An 18385-nucleotide genomic window follows, 5' to 3' on the forward strand; every position below is an offset into this window, starting at 1 on the left:
CCCGCCACCCCTTTCCCCACGTTTATGCGCAAGGTGCGGTTGACCGCGTTTGCATCCGTTGGCGCGCTGGCCTTGTCGGGCTGTGCGGGCACGACCACGCCGCCGGTGGTGCCGGGACAGGCGCAGGCGATCACGCCGGAGGAAAAGCAGCAGGGCGCACAGGCGCATCCGCAGCTCGTGGCCGAGTTCGGCGGTTCCTACGAAGGTCCGGGTGCAGACTATGTGCAGCAGGTCGGCCAGAACATCGCCACGCAATCCGGGCTCGCCAACGCGCAGAGCGCCTATACGGTGACCCTGCTCAATTCGCCGGTGAACAACGCTTTCGCCATTCCCGGCGGCTATATCTACACCACGCGTCAGCTTGTCGGGCTCATGGATAACGAGGCGGAACTCGCCGCCGTGCTGGGTCACGAAGTCGGCCACGTCGCGGCGCGCCATTCGCAATCGCGACAGAAAGCGGCGCAGCAGAACTCGATCCTCGGCGTGCTGGGCTCCGTGCTTTCGGGCGTGCTGCTCGGCAATAGCGCGCTTGGACAGATCGGGCAGCAGGTTGCGCAAACCGGCAGCCAGTTGCTCACCCTCGGCTATTCGCGGAGCCAGGAACGTCAGGCCGACGATCTCGGCGTCGCCTATCTGTCGTCGGCGGGTTACGATCCGCGCGCGATGGGCACCGTGCTGCGCAGCTTGGCCGAGCAGAACGCGCTCGACGCGCGGTTGACGGGCCGGGGCGACACCAACGTTCCCGAATGGGCTTCGACTCACCCCGATCCGGCGAGCCGCGTGAACGAAGCGCTGGCCGAGGCGCAGGGCATGCCCGGCAATGTCACCAATCGCGACGTTTTCCTCAGCCGTATCAACGGCATGATGTATGGCGACGACCCGAAGCAGGGCGTGGTGAACGGCTCCACCTTCATCCACCCGGTGTTCGGTTTTCAGTTTCGTGCCCCCGACGGATATTTCATGGTGAACGGCACGCAGGCCGTCACCATCACCGGACAGACGGGCAAGGCGCAGCTCACCACGCGGCCTTATGGCAATAATCTCGACAGCTACATCCGCGCCGCGTTCGCCGATCTCACCCCGCAAGGGCAGCAGAACATCGTGCCGCAGGCGATACAGCGCACCACGGTCAACGGGATCGAGGCCGCCTATGGCCAGGCGCGCGTGAACAATGGGCAGTCGAATGTCGAGGTGACCGTCTTCGCCTATGAGTTCTCGAACGATCAGGCGTTTCACTTCCTGACCATCACGCCGGTAGGTCAGACCGCGACATTCAATCCGATGTTCAATTCGATGCGCCGCATCTCCTCGGCAGAGGCCAATGCCGTGAAGCCGCGCAAGGTCAGCGTCGTGACGGTGAAATCGGGCGATACCATTCGCTCGCTCGCCAAACGGATGGCGTATGACAATGCGCAGCTCGAACGGTTCCTGGTGCTGAACTCGCTCGACCCGAATGCGACGTTGCGCGCAGGCAAGAAGGTGAAGATCGTTACCTACTGATTCCCTTCGCCCTGACATGGAGAAAGGCGGCATTTCCGGATGCCGCCTTTTTCATGCGCCAAACGAAACGGGCGGCGATTGCTCGCCGCCCGTCGCTTGTACTCGGGTAGATGGATTTGGGAATTAGGCGGCGGGGTCCGCGCCAGCATCCGCACCGGCGTCCGCGCCAGCACCGGCACCGGCGTCGCCGCCCAGCTTGGTCCCGACGGTCGTGAACGTGCCCTGCAGGCTACCGCTCAGCGTGGTGAGCGCGCCGATGCATGCCACGGCGATGAGGGCGGCGATCAGGCCGTATTCGATGGCGGTCGCGCCGGATTCGTCTTTGATGATCTGGTGGAAAAGCTTCATGGTTGGTCTCCTGACTTCAAAACTCGATTGCGCCGTTCAAATTACGGTCTGGCGAATTTCGTATTGCCCCCATTCCGTTGAGATCGCGCCATTCGATGGTTAAGGGGAATTACTGAATAAATCGTAAATTCGTTTAATTCTTCTTTTCCACGGCGTTTTGTGTCCGGGTCGATACGCCGTCCCACATGCCAATCGTGCTGGACGCGAAGAAAACCAGCGAACCGATGAGCCCGATCACCAGCACCGCCGCGATCAGGCCGTATTCCACGGCGGTGGCGGCGCTTTCATCGTGCCAAATTGCCTTGATCCAGCTGGTCATCCGGCGCTCCTTGGTTTTTGCGGCAGGTCTTTTCTTCGGATACGGGGCATGTGATGCAGCAAAGCCGTTAAGCTTTGGTTGAGCGGCCCCTCGGGCTTGCACGCGGATGGGATGAAAAAAACGATGGCACCGATCATTGTCGTCGCCGGCGCGCTGATCGGTCCGGACGGGCGGATCGCGATGCACAGGCGGCCAGAGGGCAAGCATCATGGCGGTCTCTGGGAGTTTCCCGGCGGAAAGGTCGATCCGGGCGAGCAGCCGGACCATGCGCTCGCCCGCGAACTGCAGGAGGAACTGGCCATTGTCGTCGCACCGGACGATTGCGTGCCGTCGGGGTTCGTGTCCTCGCGCCGGGGCGGGCCGGGCGGCGGGGGAATCGTGCTTCTCCTTTATGCCTGCCGGCGCTGGTCGGGGACGCCGGATCCGCAGGAAGGCGGAGCCTTGCGATGGACGGCGGCGAACATGCTGGACACGCTCGATCTCGCGCCGCTCGACCGGGAACTGCTGCGATTTCGCGGATTTCTCGGCGGTTGATAATTTTGTTACAGACAGGGCTTGCCAATGTTCGGCGTGCCGACTATTTGCCACCCCACAAGGCGCCCGTAGCTCAGCTGGATAGAGTACCTGACTACGAATCAGGGGGCCGGAGGTTCGAATCCTTCCGGGCGCACCATGAATTCAGGCCGCTCCTTCGCAAGAGGGAGCGGCCTTTTTCGTGTCTGCGTTTTGCGTTTGCCGGCCGGGGCCGCGCTGCGTGGAACCGCATCTCGCTTCGCCTGTTCCCATAGCGAAAGATGCAAGGAGAAATGCGCATGGCCGACAAGACCGACATTTTCGATCGTCTGAAGAAGGACCACGACGATCATCGCAAGCTGCTCGAAAAAATGGCCGGCACGTCGGGGGAAAGCGAAGAGCGCGCCGATCTCCTGGCGCAGTTCACGCGCGAGGTGAAAAGCCACGCCGCCGCCGAGGAGCAGGCGCTGTACTCCACCATGTTGCGCAAGCCCGAAACGACGGGCGAAACCCGCCATTCGGTCGCGGAGCATCACGAGATCGAGGAAATGCTCAACGACTTGGCCGCGACGGACATGTCGTCGAGCGCGTGGTTGGCCAAGTTCAAGGATCTGCGTCACGATTACGAACACCACATCGATGAGGAAGAGGACGATCACTTCCCCGATTTCGCGAAATATCTGACCGAGGACGACATCGCGCACATGCGGTCCGTGTTCGACCGCCGGAAGGAAGCGGAAAAGGGCCACGCCGAGGTCACGCCCGAAAAGATGGAAGACGCCAAGGAGTGAGCACACCGCTGGACTCGCCGGGGGACATCACCCGTGAGGAGGATCTGCAGGCGACGGGGGAGGAAAGAGCCTCTCCCGCCGTCTGGCGTTATGACCGGGCGACGCGCGCGACCGTGATCGTCGACGCGGCCGATTATTTTCAGTGCATGCAGCAGGCGATGATGAACGCGAAGAAGCGCATCCTGCTGATCGGATGGGATTTCGACACGCGCATCGCGCTTGGCCGCGGGCGCCGGTGGTATCAGATTTTCGGGCGCGACCGGCCGCCGCGCCGGTTGGGGCGGTTTGTCGTGTGGCTCGCCAATCGCAATCCCGATCTCGAGATTCGTGTGCTGAAATGGGATTTCGGCGCGATCAAGATGTTTTTCCGCGGTTCGATGCTGGCCGATATATGGCGCTGGTATCGGCACGACCGGATCGAGTTCAAGTTCGATTCGATGCATCCGTTCGGCTGCTCCCATCATCAGAAGATCGTCGTGATCGACGATACCGTTGCCGTGTGCGGCGGCATCGACATGACGGCGGACCGGTGGGACACGCGCGATCACATCGACCGCGACCCGCGCCGCCGCCAACCCGGCGGGCGCCGATATCCCCCATGGCACGACATGACGATGATGGTCGAAGGCGACATCGTGCGGGCGCTGGAGGATCTCGCGCTGACCCGGTGGAGGCTGGCGGGCGGGCACGAGCTTCGCCCCGTCGAGGCGCAGTCGCAGACCGCGTGGCCGGAGGGTCTGGAACCCGATTTCGAGGATGTCGAACTCGGCGTGTCGCGCACCCGCGCGCAATACGGCGACATTGAGGAAATCCGCGAGATCGAGGCGCTTTTCGTCGAGCTGATCGACCGGGCCAAGAATTTCATCTATGCCGAGAGCCAGTATTTCGCGTCGCGCAAGATTGCCGAAGCGATCTGCCGGCGCATGCAGGAGGATGACCCGCCGGAGATCGTCATCGTGAACCCGGTGACCGCCGAGGGATGGCTCGAACAACAGGCGATGGATACCGCCCGCGCGCGCCTGATCGAGACGATCGGCCGGAACGATCCGGGCAACCGCTTCCAGCTTTATGTCCCGCACACGGACAAGGGCACGCCCATCTATGTGCATGCCAAGCTGATGATCGTGGATGACGAGGTGCTGAAAATCGGGTCGGCGAACATGAACAATCGTTCGCTCGGGCTCGACAGCGAATGCGACCTGCTGCTCGACACGGCGCGCGCACCCAATCGCACGCAAGGGGATAATATTCGCAAGCTGCGCTATTCGCTTCTGGCCGAACATCTCGGCATTCCGGAGGGCGAAATCGGCGGATTGCTGGAGAAATACGGATCCATGCGCGCGCTGATCCGCGAACATCCGCAGCCGGGGCGCAGCCTCCGCCTGTTCGAGCTCAAGGAACTGACCGACGTCGAAAAGACGCTCGCCGACGAGGAATGGCTGGACCCCGAGAGCCCGGCGGACATGTTCGAGCCGATGAGCAGGCGCAAGGGGCTGTTCCGCTGCCTGCGTCGCCCGAAATAAGGGCGTGACCGGCGCATGAAAAAGGGGGCGCTCCGTCGTGGAAGCGCCCCCTTCATGGTCATTGCGAAAGCTTCGATCAGAGCTGATCGAGCATGTGCTCCGCGCTGCTGACCTTGAAATCGCCGCCTTCTTCGACGTTGAGCGAGGTGACCTTGCCATCGTCGACGATCATGGCCCAACGCTGTCCGCGCTTGCCCATGCCGAAACCGCTGCCGTCCATGGTGAGGCCGAGCGCCTCTGCAAATTCGCCATTGCCGTCGGCAAGCATGGTGATGTCCTGCGAACCGTCACGCTCGTTCCAGGCGCCCATGACAAACGCATCGTTCACCGCGGTGCAGGCGATTTCGTCGATGCCCTTGGCTTTGAGTTCCTCGGCCTTGTCCGCGAAACCGGGCAGGTGGCGGGCGGAGCAGGTCGGGGTGAAGGCACCCGGAACCGAGAACAGCGCGACCTTGCGACCGGCGAAATAATCCTTCGCCTGCACAGGAGCCGGGCCGTCGGGGGTGGCTTTCACCAGCTTTGCATCGGGGAGCGTATCGCCTTGCTTGATCGTCATGAACGGGTCCTTCTGTCTGACTGTGATCGTCACCGTGCCAGATAGGCGGCATCGCGCGGGCGACAAGGGAGGGGCGGGTGCGGGGCGCGCATATAAAGTTTCCTTTATATTTGCCCTCTACGCGTCGAGGCGTTAAAGCGCGAAGCGATACAGGCGCCCTTTGCACGCGCCGAACCATTGTCTTTCATCATTTTCACAGGAGCACAGCGCCTTGGCCACTGCTGCAAAAAAAGAAGATTACGTCATCGCCGACATCGGCCTTGCCGAATATGGCCGCGATGAAATCGCGATTGCCGAAACCGAAATGCCGGGGCTGATGGCGCTGCGCGAGGAATTCGGCGCGAGCAAGCCGCTCACCGGTGCGCGCATCACCGGCTCGCTCCACATGACGATCCAGACCGCCGTGCTCATTCAGACGCTCACCGCGCTGGGCGCCGACGTGCGCTGGGCGACGTGCAACATCTTCTCCACGCAGGATCACGCCGCGGCCGCCATCGCGGAAAGCGGCGTGCCGGTCTTCGCGATCAAGGGTGAGAGCCTCGCCGATTACTGGGATTACGTCGGCCGCATCTTCGAATGGGACAACGACGGTTCGGACAATACCGCGAACCTCATCCTCGACGACGGCGGCGATGCGACGATGTTCGCGCTGTGGGGTGCACGGCTTGAGGCGGGCGAGGAAATGCCCGACCCCGAAAACGCCGAAGAGATCGAGATGCAGCGCGCGTTGAAGGCCTTCATCAAGCGCAAGCCCGGCTATCTGACCCGCAGCGTCGAGGCCATTCGCGGCGTGTCGGAGGAAACGACGACCGGCGTGCACCGCCTTTACCACATCGCGAAGGCGGGCAAGCTGCCGTTCCCCGCGATCAACGTGAACGATTCGGTCACCAAGTCGAAGTTCGACAATCTGTACGGGTGCAAGGAATCGCTGGTCGACGCGATCCGCCGCGCGACCGACGTGATGCTGGCCGGCAAGGTCGCCTGCGTCGCAGGGTTCGGCGATGTCGGCAAGGGCAGCGCCGATTCGCTGCGCAATGGCGGCGCCCGCGTCATGGTGACCGAGGTCGATCCGATCTGCGCGCTTCAGGCCGCGATGGAAGGGTACGAGGTCGTCACCATGGAAGACGCGGTGAAACGCTGCGACATCTTCGTGACGGCGACCGGCAATGAAGGCGTCATCACCGGCGAACACATGAAGGCGATGAAGAACATGGCCATCGTGTGCAACATCGGCCATTTCGATTCCGAGATCCAGATTTCCGCCCTCGACAATTACGAGTGGAAGCAGATCAAGCCCGGCACCGATCTCGTCACCTTCCCCGATGGCAAGCAATTGCTGATTCTGGCGAAGGGCCGGCTCGTGAATCTCGGTTGTGCGACCGGGCACCCCAGCTTCGTCATGAGCAACAGCTTCACCAATCAGGTGCTGGCGCAGATCGAGCTTTTCACCAAGGGCGACGAATACAAGAACGACGTCTACGTCCTGCCCAAGCATCTGGACGAGAAGGTCGCCTCGCTGCACCTCGAACAGCTGGGCGTGAAGCTGACGAAGCTGTCGAAGCGGCAGGCCGATTATATCGGCGTCCCCGTCGAAGGCCCGTTCAAGCCGGACCATTACCGCTACTAAGCGGATCAGTTTTCCGGGGCCGGACGGCATCGGACAGATTGTAATGGAAGCCCGCATTCCCTAGCCCTATGGCCATGGGTATGCGGGCTTTTTCCTTTCTGGCGCGATCGCGCGACGCACAGGCGCGGCGATGGAATTGAACGGGATCGCTCTTGCTGCCATCGGGCTGATTCTCGCCGGGTGGACCATGGCCGCGGTCTTTGCGGTGATGAAGGCGCGCGCCCTCGCGGCGCATCACGCCAAGGCGCCGCCCGATCACCTGCAATCCATGATCGACGCCGCCCCGGCACAGCCATTGCTGATCGATGCATCGATGCGGATCGAGGGGCCGGCACGGCTCGCCCGGTGGTTCGGGTTCGACCGGATGCCCGCGACCATGGCCGAACTGGTGCAGGACGAAGGCGGGCTGTCGGCGGCCGATGTCGATGCGCTCGGCCAGGCGGTTCGCGATACGAAGGCATCGGCCACGCCCTTTCGCATGACGGTGCGGCCCGGCGGCGGTCCGCGCACGATCATGCTGGAGGGCAAGGGCGCCGATTCGCGCAATGCACCCGCCGGTTCCGTGCTGGTCTGGGCGATCGACGTCACGAACATGGCCGACGATATCGAACGGCTCACGGCGGAGCGTGACAGGGTGCAGGGCGAATATGCGGCGCTTTCCGGCCTTATCGAGGCGGCGCCGATACCGATGTGGTTCCGCGGCCCCGACGGCAGGATGAAGCTGGTGAACGAAGCCTATGTCCGCAGCGTCGGCGCGCCGGATGCCGGGCGCACCACCGCGGCCAATATCGAACTGGTCGAGTCCATCGCCGGGGTCGATGCCGCCGACGTGGCGAGCCAGGCCTTCGCCGCGCGCCGCCCGGTCGAGCGCACGGTCATGGCCACGATCGGCGGCGAGCGCCGCGCCCTGCGCGTGAGCGACGTGCCGGTGGGACAGGAAGGCGTCGCCGGCTATGCCATCGATGTCGAGGATGTCGAGCAGCTGTCCCGCGAATTCCGCATGTTCCGCGCGGCACAGCGCGCCCTTCTCGATCAGCTTTCGTCCGGCGTCGCGCAGTTCGACCGCAACCGGAATCTCATTTTCATCAATCTGCCGATGCGGCGCATGTTCGACCTTCCCTCCGATGTCCGGCGCGAATCGGTGCCGGTGGGCCGCGTGCTGGACATGATGCGCGATTCCAACCGGCTTCCGCAGGTGCGCGACTTCCCCCAGTGGCGGCGGGAGCACGAGGCATGGTTCACCGCGAGCGGCGCACAGGACGAGGAATGGGTGCTCGCCGACGGAACGCATCTGCGCGTGGTGGCGCAGCCGATGCCCGATGGCGGCTTGATGATGATCGTGGAGGACAGGACCGAGCAGCTCAAGCTCGCGAGTTCGCGCGACACCTTGCTGCGCGTGCGGTCGGCGACCCTCGACAGCCTGTTCGAGGCGCTCGCCGTGTTCGCGCCCGACGGCAAGGTGCAGATGTGGAACCGCCGTTTCGGCACGGAGTGGTCGCTGGCGGAGAAATTCCTGGCGACGCATCCCCATGTCGACGCCCTTCTGCCCGCATTGCAATCGCAGCTCGATAACGAAAACGATGCGGAGCACATCGCGCATATCATCGAATCCGCGACCCTGCGGCGCAAGCGGGCGAGCCGGCGCGTTGCCATGAAGGATGGGCGCACGCTCGCGCTGATGGGGGTGCCGCTGCCCGATGGGAACGGCATGCTGTCCGCGCTCGACATTACCGATTCGCAAAAAGCGGAGGCCGCGCTGATCGAGCGGAACAAGGCGCTGGTCGAGGCGGATGCGGTCAAGACGCGCTTTCTTGCGAACATGAGCTATGAATTCCGCACGCCGCTCACCTCCATCATGGGGTTTGCCGAAATGCTGCACAGCGGGGTGGCCGGCACGCTCAATGAAAAGGAGCTGGATTACGTCGATGCGATCCTGTCCTCGACACAGCGGCTTTCGGATCAGATCGAGGCGGTTCTCGACCTCACGCAGAGCGAGGCGGGCATGTTGCCGCTGGTCCATGAAACGGTCGAGCTGATGGCGCTGGTCACCGAACTTGCGCATGAACGGGCCGAGCGCATCGATACAGAGGCGCTGACGCTGAACGTGCGCGGGGACCGGTCTTCGGGCAGCGTGCAGGGCGACCGCCGCCGCCTTCGCCGCGCGATCGGCAATGTGCTCGACAATGCCATTTCGGCGAGCGCGCGGGGCGGCCAGATCAATGTCGAACTCAGGCGCAGGCCGAGTGGTGCGGTGATCAAGGTCATGCATGTGTCCACCGGCAAGACATCCGGCGGCGAGGCGGCGCGACAGACCGCGGGGCTCGGCCTGCCGCTCGCACGCGAATTAATAGAGGCGCATGGCGGGCGGCTCGATTTCACGCACGGCGACGGACAGACCGTGCAGGCCGCGATCTTCCTGCCATGACGGATGGTGCGCCCGTGCTTCGCCTGCCGCTCCGCGACGAGGCGGCGACCCACGCGCTGGGCCGGCGCATCGCGGCACGCCTGCGCGGCGGCGATGTTGTCGCGCTTTCGGGCGGGCTGGGCATGGGAAAGACGACCATCGCCCGCGCGATCATCGCCGCGCTGGGCCACGAAGGCGAGGTGCCGAGCCCGAGCTTCGCCATTATCCAGACCTATGATCCGCCGTCGGTTTCGCTCCCGATATGCCATGCCGATTTCTACCGGCTCGACGATCCGGCGGAGGTGGAGGAACTCGGCCTCGACGATTATCGACGCGATGCGGCGCTGATCGCGGAATGGCCGGAGCATGCCGGCGGTTTCGAATTCGACCGGGCCTGTCTCTCGATCCGGCTCGAACCGGCGGACGAAGGGCGGATCGCCATTGTGAAAGGCGCAAAGGATTGGCAAGGGCGAATGCCATGACCGCAAAGACGAACACGACCGAGGGGCAGTCCGGATCGCCCGTGGCGCCGCACATCCTCGCCTTCCTCGACCATGCCGGATGGGGAGGCGCGCATGTCGAGCCTTTGCCCGGCGATGCGTCCTTTCGCCGCTATTACAGGGTGCGGCGGGGCGAGGGCGAGAGCGCGATGTTGATGGACGCACCGCCCCCGAACGAGGATCCGCGCCCGTTCCTCGATGCGGCGGACTATCTGACGCGGCACGGGTTTCGCGCGCCCGGCGTGCTGGCGCAGGATGCGGAGCGTGGGCTCGTCCTGCTCGAGGATTTCGGCGACCGGCGCATGCGCGACCATCTCGACCTTCACGCGGGGGACGAAACGGCGGTCTACCGGGATGCGGTCGATGTGCTGGCCCGGTTGCGCGATGCGCCCGCCGGTCCGTTCCGCCCCTATGACATGTCCGAATATCTGCGCGAGGCGAAGCTGTTCACCGAATGGTTCTGCATTCCGCGCGGGCTGCGCGTCGATGATGACGGGTATGAGCAGGCCTGGCGCGAGGTGCTCGCACCGCTCGACGATGGCGCGGGCGTGACCGTGCTGCGCGACTATCACGCCGAGAATATCATGCTGCTCGACGCGGAGGGCGGCGCCGGCGGCGCTGCTCCTTATGGACAGGGCCTCCTCGATTTTCAGGACGCGCTGATCGGTCATCCCGCCTACGATCTCGTCTCGCTGCTTCAGGATGCACGCCGCGAGGTCAGCGAGGCGCTGGAGTCCGAAATGCTCGACCATTATGCGAGCCGGACCGGCGTGGGCGATGCGTTTCGCGCCGATTACGCACGGCTCGGCGCACAGCGCAACGCCAAGATCGTCGGGATATTCATGCGGCTTTCCCACCGGGATGGAAAGCATCGCTACATGACGCTGATCCCGCGGGTGTGGGCCGCGATGGAGCGGGACCTTGCCCATCCCGCGCTGGCGCCGGTCGCGCGATGGTTCGATGCGAATATCCCGTCCGAAATCCGGATGGCGAACGGTGCGCCGCTCGGGGACGGACAATGACGCTCGGCCGCGAACCGCTCGCCAGTGACGTGGCGATGGTGATGGCCGCCGGGCTGGGCAAGCGCATGCGCCCGCTCACCGCGACGACGCCAAAGCCGATGGTGAAGGTCTGCGGCAAGCCGATGCTCGACCATGCGCTCGACCGGCTGGCCGATGCGGGCGTCGCGCGGGCGGTGGTGAACGTGCATTATCTCGCCGACGCGATCGAGGCGCATGTGAAGCGGCGCCGCGCGCCCGCCGTCACCATTTCGGACGAGCGGGAGCAATTGCTGGAAACGGGCGGCGGGCTGGTGAAGGCGCTTCCGCTGCTGGATGCCGACTGTTTCTTCTGTCTCAATTCCGATGCCATGTGGCTCGACGGGCCGCGCGACGTGTTTCGCCAGCTTTCCATCGCCTGGGATCCGGAGCGGATGGACGCGCTGCTCCTGCTCGTGCCGCACATGCGCACGCATAATTACCGGGGGCAGGGGGATTTCCACCTCGATCCGATGGGGCGGGTGTCGCGCCGCGCACCCGGCCGCGTCGCGCCTTTCGTCTTCAGCGGGATACAGCTCGTGCATCGCCGCCTCCTGCGCGATCCGCCGGCGGAGGCGAAATTCTCGACCAATGTCTTCTGGCAGCGCGCGATGGAGGAGGGGCGCCTCTTCGGGGCCATTCACGCCGGCGAATGGATCGAGATCGGCGAACCGCATCATATCAAGCCTGCCGAAGAACTGTTCACGCGTGTCTGAGACGGCGACGCGGCTCTCGCTCTATTCCATTGCCGCGCATCGCGGTTTTGCCGATGCGCTGGTCGCGGGGCTGATCCCGCGCTACGCCGAAAAGGATGCAGGGCTCGCGCGGCTGACCCTGCTTTTGCCGAGCAGGCGCGCCATTCGCACGGTGACGGAGGCGTTCGTGCGGTTGAGCGGGGGCGGATTGCTGCTGCCGCGCATGGCGGTGATAGGCGATCTCGATCTCGACGAAACGCTGGGCGCGCTGCTCGATCCGATCGGTTCGGATAACGAGATTCCGCCCGCCGCCGACCCGACGCGCCGCTGGCTGAGCCTCGCGCAGATGCTGCGTCTCGCGATGGAGCGCGCAGGGATGGACACAATCCCCGGCCAGGCCGCCCTGCTGCGGCAGGCGCGCGAGATTGCCCGCGGCATGGATCGCCTGCTCGTCGAGGGAATCGGCCCCGAAGAATTGATGAGCGAACGCGTGCTCGACCTCGTCGGCGAACTGTCCGAACACTGGGTCCGCAACCTGCACCTGTTCGCCAGCGTGCAGGCGATGTGGCTCGCCGAATTGCAGGAGCGCGGCGAACTCGATGCGCCGGCGCGCCGTACCCGGCTGTTCGACCATGCCGCCGCGAAATGGAGCCGGACCCCGCCCGCAGGCTCCATCGTGGCCGCCGGCGTCACGAGCGCAAGCCCGTCGATCGCCCGCCTGCTGCGCGTGGTTGCCGAAATGCCGGAGGGGAGCGTGGTGCTGCCCGATCTCGATCTCGCGCTGGACGATGCGGTGTGGGACGGGCTTGGCCGGGCGGGCAAGGGGGAGGATCCCGACGATCCCCCCATCGGCGCGGGCGATGCGGTCACCCATCCGCAATATCATCTCAAACTCCTGCTCAACCGGATGGGCGTCGCGCGCGGCGAGGTCCGGCCCTGGCATCGCGCGGGGATGAGCAAGGCACCCCCCGAACGCAGCCGGACGATTTCGAACCTGTTCCTGCCCCCCGAACAGAGCGCGACCTGGATCGATCTTCCGCCCGAGGCCCGGCGCCTGTCGGGCGTCCGCCTCATGGAAACCGCGCATCCGGAGGAGGAGGCGCAGGCGATTGCCATCCTCATCCGCGAGGCGCTGGAAACCCCCGAACGGCGGGTGGCGCTCATCACGCCGGACCGGGGGCTCGCCGGGCGGGTGATCGCGCATCTCGAACGGTGGAACATCGCCGCCGATGATACGGCGGGCCGCCCCCTGCCGCAGACCGTGGCCGGGCGGATGCTGCTGCTTCTGGCCGAGGTGCTGGCGGAGCGGGGGGCGGCGATCCCGCTGCTCTCGGTGCTGATGCATCCCTATGCCGGGCTGGGGTCCGATGACGGGGGCGGGAACGAAAGGGGCACGCGCCGCGCGGCGTGGCTCTCCCATGCGAGGCGGCTCGATCTCGCGATGCGGGGGCCGCGGCTCGACATCGGGCTGGCGCCGCTGCGCGAAGCGGTGCACCGGGTGGCGGAGCGGCGGGGCGAGCCTGCGATGCGCGCATGGTGGGACGCGGTGGAGCAGATGCTGGCCCCGCTCGTCACGCTGGGCGGGGAGGAGCGGATCGACGTTGCCGCGAGCCTCGATGCGCTTGCGGCGGCGGCGGAGGGGATTTGCGGCCTGTCCATCTGGGGCGAGGCGGACGGGCGCGCGCTCGCCGCTTTTGTCGAGGATCTGCGCGAACAGGCGCGCGGCGTTCCGACCATGCTCGAACCCGCCGAATTGCCGGCGATGCTGCGCGACGCGATGGAGCAGGTCGCGGTACGCCCCCCGTATGGCGGGCATGAACGGCTGGCGATCTACGGCCTGATCGAGGCGCGGATGAGCCGTGCCGATCTCGTCATTTGCGGCGCGCTTCACGAAGGCAGCTGGCCGCAGCCCGCGACGACCGATCCGTTGATCGCGCCCGCCGTGCTGCGCGCGCTGGGCGTGCCGGGCGGGGATTTCCGCATCGGGCTTTCGGCGCACGACCTCGCCGCCGCACTCGGCGCGCCGGAGGTAGTATTGAGCCACGCCCGCCGCGACAGCAGCGGCCCTGTCATCGCGAGCCGGTTCGTCCTGCGCGTGCGGGCGATGCTGGGGCCGAAATTGCTCGAAACGCATGTGCAGAGCAGCGCGCCTGCACTCTCCGCCGCGATCGACAGGGTGGAACCCGTTGCCCCGCATCCGCAGCCCCATCCCATGCCCTCGGCGGAGCAGCGCCGCGTCGGTCTTTCGGCCACCGGGCTCGACCGGCTGCGCTCCGATCCGTATCAGTTCTATGCCCGGTCGATCCTGCGGCTCAATGCGCTCGACGCGATCGATGATGAGCCGACGCCTGCGTGGCGCGGCTCTGCGGTGCATGACATCCTCCATCGCTGGCATCGTGACCACGGTGCGGCGCCGGGAACGCTCCACGATCTGGCGCGCGACATGCTGCACGCGATGTCCGGGCACCCGTTCATGCGCGGCTTGTGGCAGCCGCGCCTGCTCGCCGCGCTCGACTGGATCGAGGCGGAGACGGCGGCGCTTGCGACCGACGGGCGCACGATCGCGGCCACCGAATGCAAGGGCGTCATCACCGTCGACGGCGTGCGGGTGGAGGCCCGCGCCGACCGGATCGACAGGCTCGCCGACGGCACGCTCGCCATCGTCGATTACAAGACCGGCCGCCCGCCGAGCGCCAGCATGGTGGAGGAAGGGTTTGCCCTGCAACTGGGGACGACCGGCCTCGTCGCGGCACGCGGCGGTTTCCATGACGCAGGGATCGACGGCACGCCGGACCGGTTCGAATACTGGTCGCTCGCCCGCGGGAAAGACGGTTTCGGCTTTCGCGACGAACCGGTGAAGGAGGGGCGCAAGCGCACAGGCCTCGCGCGCGATGAATTTCTCGATCAGAGCGCGTTTTTCCTGTCCGACGCGATCGCGAAATGGATTGCGGGCGATGCACCGTTCACCGCCCGCCTGAACCCGGATCTGCCCGGTTATAACGAGTATGACCAGCTCATGCGCCTCGACGAATGGCAGGGGCGGGCCCGGCGCGATCCCGGCGAAGGAGACGGCGCATGAGCGGCGCGGCCAAGGTCTATCCGCTTCAGGATAATCAGCGTGCGGCGGTCGATCCCGCCGACACGGTCTGGCTTTCGGCGAGTGCCGGCACGGGCAAGACGCAGGTGTTGTCGGCCCGCGTTTTGCGCCTCCTCCTCGAACCGGGGGTGGAGCCTTCGCAGATCCTGTGCCTGACCTTTACGAAGGCGGGCGCGGCCGAAATGGCGAACCGGGTCAATGACGTGCTGGCGAGCTGGGTCCGGGCGGATGCCGCGTCGCTCGCCCATGATCTACAAGCGATCGGCGCGTCCTCCGATCCCGAAACGCGGGCACGGGCGCGCACGCGCTTTGCCGCGGTGCTCGATTGTCCGGGCGGCGGCCTGCGGATCGAGACGATCCATGCTTTCTCGCAATGGCTGCTGTCGGCCTTTCCGATGGAGGCGGGGCTGGTGCCCGGCACGCGCGCGATGGAGGATCGCGACCGCGAGCTTCTGCTGCGCGAGGTGCTCTCGGCCATGCTGGTTGCGGCGGATGAGCGGGGCGACGATGCGCTCATCGCTGCGTTGTCGGCACTGTCCCTTCGCGCGGATCAGTCGGCGATCGAACGTTTCCTCATGGCGTGCGCCGATGCGGCGGAGGCGTGGGAGGGGCCGGGCGCCTGGCAACCCCCGCTGCGCCCGCGGGTCAATCGCCTACTCGGCCTGTCGGCGGATTTCTTGGGCTGCGACGTGGCCGCACTGTGCGGGGAGGATCGCTTCGATACGCAGGCGCTTGCGCTATGCCGCGATGCGATGGTGGAATGGGGGACGAAGAGCGGGCTCGACATGGCGGCGTCCATCGCGGCGTGGCTCGCGCGCGATGCGCAGGGGCGGGCCGATAACCTGCCCGAATTGCGGTCCGCACTGTTCACGCAGAAGGGCGACGTCAGGCGGCTCACCAATCTGGAGAAGATCGACCCGGCCTATGCGACCCATGCGGGCATGGTCGGCGAACAGCTGGACGAGATTGAGGAGCTTCGCGCGCTGGCCACGCTTGCCGAATGGCTGACCCCGGCCCTGATGCTGGGCCGTGAATTCGCGCTCGAATGGGGGCGGGCGAAACAGCGCGAGGGGCTGATCGATTTCGACGATCAGATCCGGCAGGCCGCCCGCCTCCTGCAACGCTCCGACATGGCGGACTGGATCCGGTACAAGCTCGACCGGCGGTTCGATCACATCCTCATCGACGAGGCGCAGGACACCAATGCCGCGCAATGGAACGTGATCGAGGCGCTGACCGAGGAATTTTTTGCCGGACAGGGCGCAGGCGACAGCCGGATGCGCACGCTCTTCGTGGTGGGCGATTACAAGCAGGCGATCTTCCGCTTCCAAGGCACGAGCCCCGAAAACTTCGAATCCGCCAAACTGCGGGTGAAGGCGCGCATGGCGGAGGCCTTCGCCAATGTCGAGGCGCAGCGCGGCGGCCCCGACTTGCGCGAATTGCAGGAATACGGCCTCGGCCGCAGCTATCGCACCGCGCAGCCGGTGCTCGATTTTGTGGACAAGGCGATCACCGCGATCGCGCCTGAAAATTTCGGTCTGCGCGACGATCCGGGCAAGCATGTCGGCGAGATGCGCGCAGGACAGGTCGTGATCTGGCGCGCGGTGGGGGCCATGCCGGAGGATGAGGACGAGAGCGGCGATGCGGGCGAGGAAAGCTGGCTTTCGCGGCCCGACCGGCGCGTGGCCGACAATGTCGCGGAACAGATCGCGCAGTGGGTCGACGCCGGTTTCCCGCTCGTAAAAGGGGAAAAGCGCGGGCAGGCGCGCCGGGCAGGACCGGGCGATGTCATGGTGCTGGTGCGCAAGCGCAAGGAGCTCGCCGGGCTGATCGTGGCGCGGTTGCATGCGCGGGGCGTGCCGGTCGCGGGGGTGGACCGGCTGCGGCTGGGCGCGCCTTTGGCGGTGCGCGACCTCATGGCGGCCTTGCGCTTTGCGGTGCAGCCGGGCGACGATCTTTCGCTGGCCGCGCTGCTCGTGTCGCCGATGTTCGGCTGGTCGCAGGACGCATTGCTCGAACATGGCTATCGCGAGAAGGGACGCTCGCTTTGGGACCATCTTCGCGCATCGACGGCGGACCTGCCGCGCGCCGCGGTGGAACGGCTCCGGCCCCTTCTGGCGCGCACCGATTATCAGCCGCCGCAGGGTTTGCTGCACTGGCTGCTCGTCGGGCCGTGGCAGGCGCGCGCGCGGCTGACGGCGCGGCTTGGCTCCGAAGCGAACGATCCGATCGACGAATTGCTGAACGCGGCGCTGTCCTTTTCCGCGACGCAGACGCCGAGCCTCACCGGCTTCATCCGCTGGTTCGATGCAGGTTCGGGCGAGCTGAAGCGCGAGGCCGGGGGCGATGGCGGGCTCGTCCGGGTGATGACGGTGCATGGGTCCAAGGGGCTTCAGGCGCCGATCGTCATCCTCGCCGACGCGGCGGACGACCCGGACCGTTCCATGCCCTCCACGCTGCAACTGACCGAGCCGGGGTCGGATGCGCCCGGTTTCGCACCCCGGACCCTGCCGATGCCCGCGCTGCGCAAGGAGGAGCGCCGCGGGCGGGTCGCCGCGGCGCAGGAGGCCGCCGCCCTGGCGGAGCGGCAGGAACACTGGCGCCTGCTCTATGTCGCGATGACGCGGGCGGAGGAGGCATTGTTCATCGCCGGCGCATTGCCGGCCCGCGCGGAGGAGGCGCCGGGCGACAGCTGGTACGCGCGGCTGCTCCCCCTTTTCGAGGAGGAGTGGCGCGACGATCCGATCTGGGCCGGGGCGAAGCAATGGGGCATGGCGCCGGGCGAACCGCTGCACGATGCGGCGACCGATGCACAGGACGCGCTTGCCCTGCTGCCCCGGTGGCTGACCACGCCGGTCGGGCCGGAGCCGCGCCCGCCGCGCCCGCTCGCCCCGTCATCGCTGGGCGAGGAAGACGCGCCCGATCCGCCGCTTCCCCCCGGTGCCGGCATGGATGCGGCGCGGCGCGGCGTGCTTGTCCATCGCTTGCTCGAACGCCTTCCCGAAGTGGCGGAGGACCGGCGCGAGGGGGCCGCGCGGCGCTGGCTCGATCGGCAGGCAGGCGATCTCGCCCCGGAAGATCGCGGCGAGATGGTGGCCGCGGCGATGCGCGTGCTCTCTCACCCCGGATTTTCCGACGTATTCGGGCCGGATGCGCTGGCCGAGGTGCCGATTGCCGCGACGGTCGGGGGGCGCGTGATTTCGGGCACGGTCGACCGCCTGTGCCTGGGCGAAACGATCCGCATCGTCGATTTCAAGACCGCCCGCCGTCCGCCCGCCACGAAGGGGGACATCCCCGCGGCCTATATCCGGCAAATGGCCGCCTATGTCGCGGCGCTGGAGGCGATTTACCCCGACAGGCGGGTCGAGGCGGCGCTGCTCTATACCCACCTGCCGCAGATGTTCGTGCTGTCGGATGCCGATATTGCGCCGGCCAAGACGGCCTTGTCGGGGGGCGAATAATGGTTTTCGCGCTC

14 protein-coding genes and 1 tRNA gene are annotated in these 18385 nt (G+C 66.2%); 12 read left to right on the plus strand and 3 right to left on the minus strand.

The annotated features are described in order from the left end of the window. Window positions 1–24 precede the first annotated feature (24 nt). Complete coding sequence (locus tag Q0897_RS03125) at window positions 25–1500, plus strand: M48 family metalloprotease (RefSeq protein ID WP_299307454.1); 1476 nt, start codon at window positions 25–27, stop codon at window positions 1498–1500. A gap of 123 nt (window positions 1501–1623) precedes the next feature. Here Q0897_RS03125 and Q0897_RS03130 read toward each other — a convergent pair whose 3' ends face one another. Together Q0897_RS03130 and Q0897_RS03135 are read right to left on the minus strand one after the other, a co-directional pair. After that, window positions 1624–1848 carry a Flp family type IVb pilin gene (locus Q0897_RS03130; RefSeq protein ID WP_299307455.1) on the minus strand — a complete coding sequence of 75 codons (225 nt, stop codon included), beginning with the start codon at window positions 1846–1848 and terminating at the stop codon, window positions 1624–1626. Between the two features lie 133 nt (window positions 1849–1981). Then, window positions 1982–2167, minus strand: a complete 186-nt coding sequence (locus Q0897_RS03135) for a Flp family type IVb pilin (RefSeq protein ID WP_202084287.1) — start codon at window positions 2165–2167, stop codon at window positions 1982–1984. 123 nt (window positions 2168–2290) lie between these two features. Here Q0897_RS03135 and Q0897_RS03140 point away from each other — a divergent pair, with 123 nt between their 5' ends. The 4 genes from Q0897_RS03140 (at window position 2291) to Q0897_RS03155 (ending at window position 4994) form a co-directional block, all read left to right on the plus strand. Further along, window positions 2291–2701, plus strand: a complete 411-nt coding sequence (locus Q0897_RS03140; RefSeq protein ID WP_299307456.1) for a (deoxy)nucleoside triphosphate pyrophosphohydrolase — start codon at window positions 2291–2293, stop codon at window positions 2699–2701. Between the two features lie 62 nt (window positions 2702–2763). Beyond that, window positions 2764–2840, plus strand: a tRNA-Arg gene (locus Q0897_RS03145). A 139-nt stretch (window positions 2841–2979) separates the two neighbouring features. Continuing rightward, window positions 2980–3471 carry a hemerythrin domain-containing protein gene (locus Q0897_RS03150; RefSeq protein WP_299307457.1) on the plus strand — a complete coding sequence of 164 codons (492 nt, stop codon included), beginning with the start codon at window positions 2980–2982 and terminating at the stop codon, window positions 3469–3471. Continuing rightward, window positions 3468–4994, plus strand: a complete 1527-nt coding sequence (locus Q0897_RS03155; RefSeq protein WP_299307458.1) for a phospholipase D-like domain-containing protein — start codon at window positions 3468–3470, stop codon at window positions 4992–4994. Before Q0897_RS03150 ends, Q0897_RS03155 begins: the two co-directional genes overlap by 4 nt. Window positions 4995–5070: 76 nt before the next feature. Here the strand turns inward: Q0897_RS03155 and Q0897_RS03160 are convergent, their stop codons facing one another. Next, the gene (locus Q0897_RS03160; protein WP_299307459.1) at window positions 5071–5550 is read right to left on the minus strand and encodes a peroxiredoxin; all 480 of its coding nucleotides are present in this window, start codon (window positions 5548–5550) and stop codon (window positions 5071–5073) included. Between the two features lie 211 nt (window positions 5551–5761). Here Q0897_RS03160 and ahcY point away from each other — a divergent pair, with 211 nt between their 5' ends. The 7 genes from ahcY (at window position 5762) to addA (ending at window position 18371) form a co-directional block, all read left to right on the plus strand. After that, complete coding sequence (ahcY, locus tag Q0897_RS03165; protein ID WP_299307460.1) at window positions 5762–7177, plus strand: adenosylhomocysteinase; 1416 nt, start codon at window positions 5762–5764, stop codon at window positions 7175–7177. A gap of 130 nt (window positions 7178–7307) precedes the next feature. Next, window positions 7308–9602 carry a PAS domain-containing sensor histidine kinase gene (locus tag Q0897_RS03170; protein ID WP_299307461.1) on the plus strand — a complete coding sequence of 765 codons (2295 nt, stop codon included), beginning with the start codon at window positions 7308–7310 and terminating at the stop codon, window positions 9600–9602. Then, window positions 9599–10063 carry a tRNA (adenosine(37)-N6)-threonylcarbamoyltransferase complex ATPase subunit type 1 TsaE gene (tsaE, locus tag Q0897_RS03175; RefSeq protein WP_299307462.1) on the plus strand — a complete coding sequence of 155 codons (465 nt, stop codon included), beginning with the start codon at window positions 9599–9601 and terminating at the stop codon, window positions 10061–10063. Before Q0897_RS03170 ends, tsaE begins: the two co-directional genes overlap by 4 nt. Next, complete coding sequence (locus Q0897_RS03180) at window positions 10060–11103, plus strand: phosphotransferase (RefSeq protein ID WP_299307463.1); 1044 nt, start codon at window positions 10060–10062, stop codon at window positions 11101–11103. The genes tsaE and Q0897_RS03180 overlap by 4 nt, the downstream gene beginning before the upstream one ends. Beyond that, window positions 11100–11834 carry a nucleotidyltransferase family protein gene (locus Q0897_RS03185; protein ID WP_299307464.1) on the plus strand — a complete coding sequence of 245 codons (735 nt, stop codon included), beginning with the start codon at window positions 11100–11102 and terminating at the stop codon, window positions 11832–11834. The genes Q0897_RS03180 and Q0897_RS03185 overlap by 4 nt, the downstream gene beginning before the upstream one ends. Continuing rightward, entirely contained in the window at window positions 11827–14892 is a 3066-nt protein-coding gene (addB, locus tag Q0897_RS03190) for a double-strand break repair protein AddB (protein WP_299307465.1), read from the plus strand. Before Q0897_RS03185 ends, addB begins: the two co-directional genes overlap by 8 nt. Continuing rightward, the gene (gene addA, locus Q0897_RS03195; RefSeq protein ID WP_299307466.1) at window positions 14889–18371 is read left to right on the plus strand and encodes a double-strand break repair helicase AddA; all 3483 of its coding nucleotides are present in this window, start codon (window positions 14889–14891) and stop codon (window positions 18369–18371) included. The genes addB and addA overlap by 4 nt, the downstream gene beginning before the upstream one ends. Window positions 18372–18385 lie beyond the last annotated feature (14 nt).

This window comes from uncultured Croceicoccus sp. (assembly GCF_947496385.1).
Lineage (GTDB): Bacteria > Pseudomonadota > Alphaproteobacteria > Sphingomonadales > Sphingomonadaceae > Croceicoccus.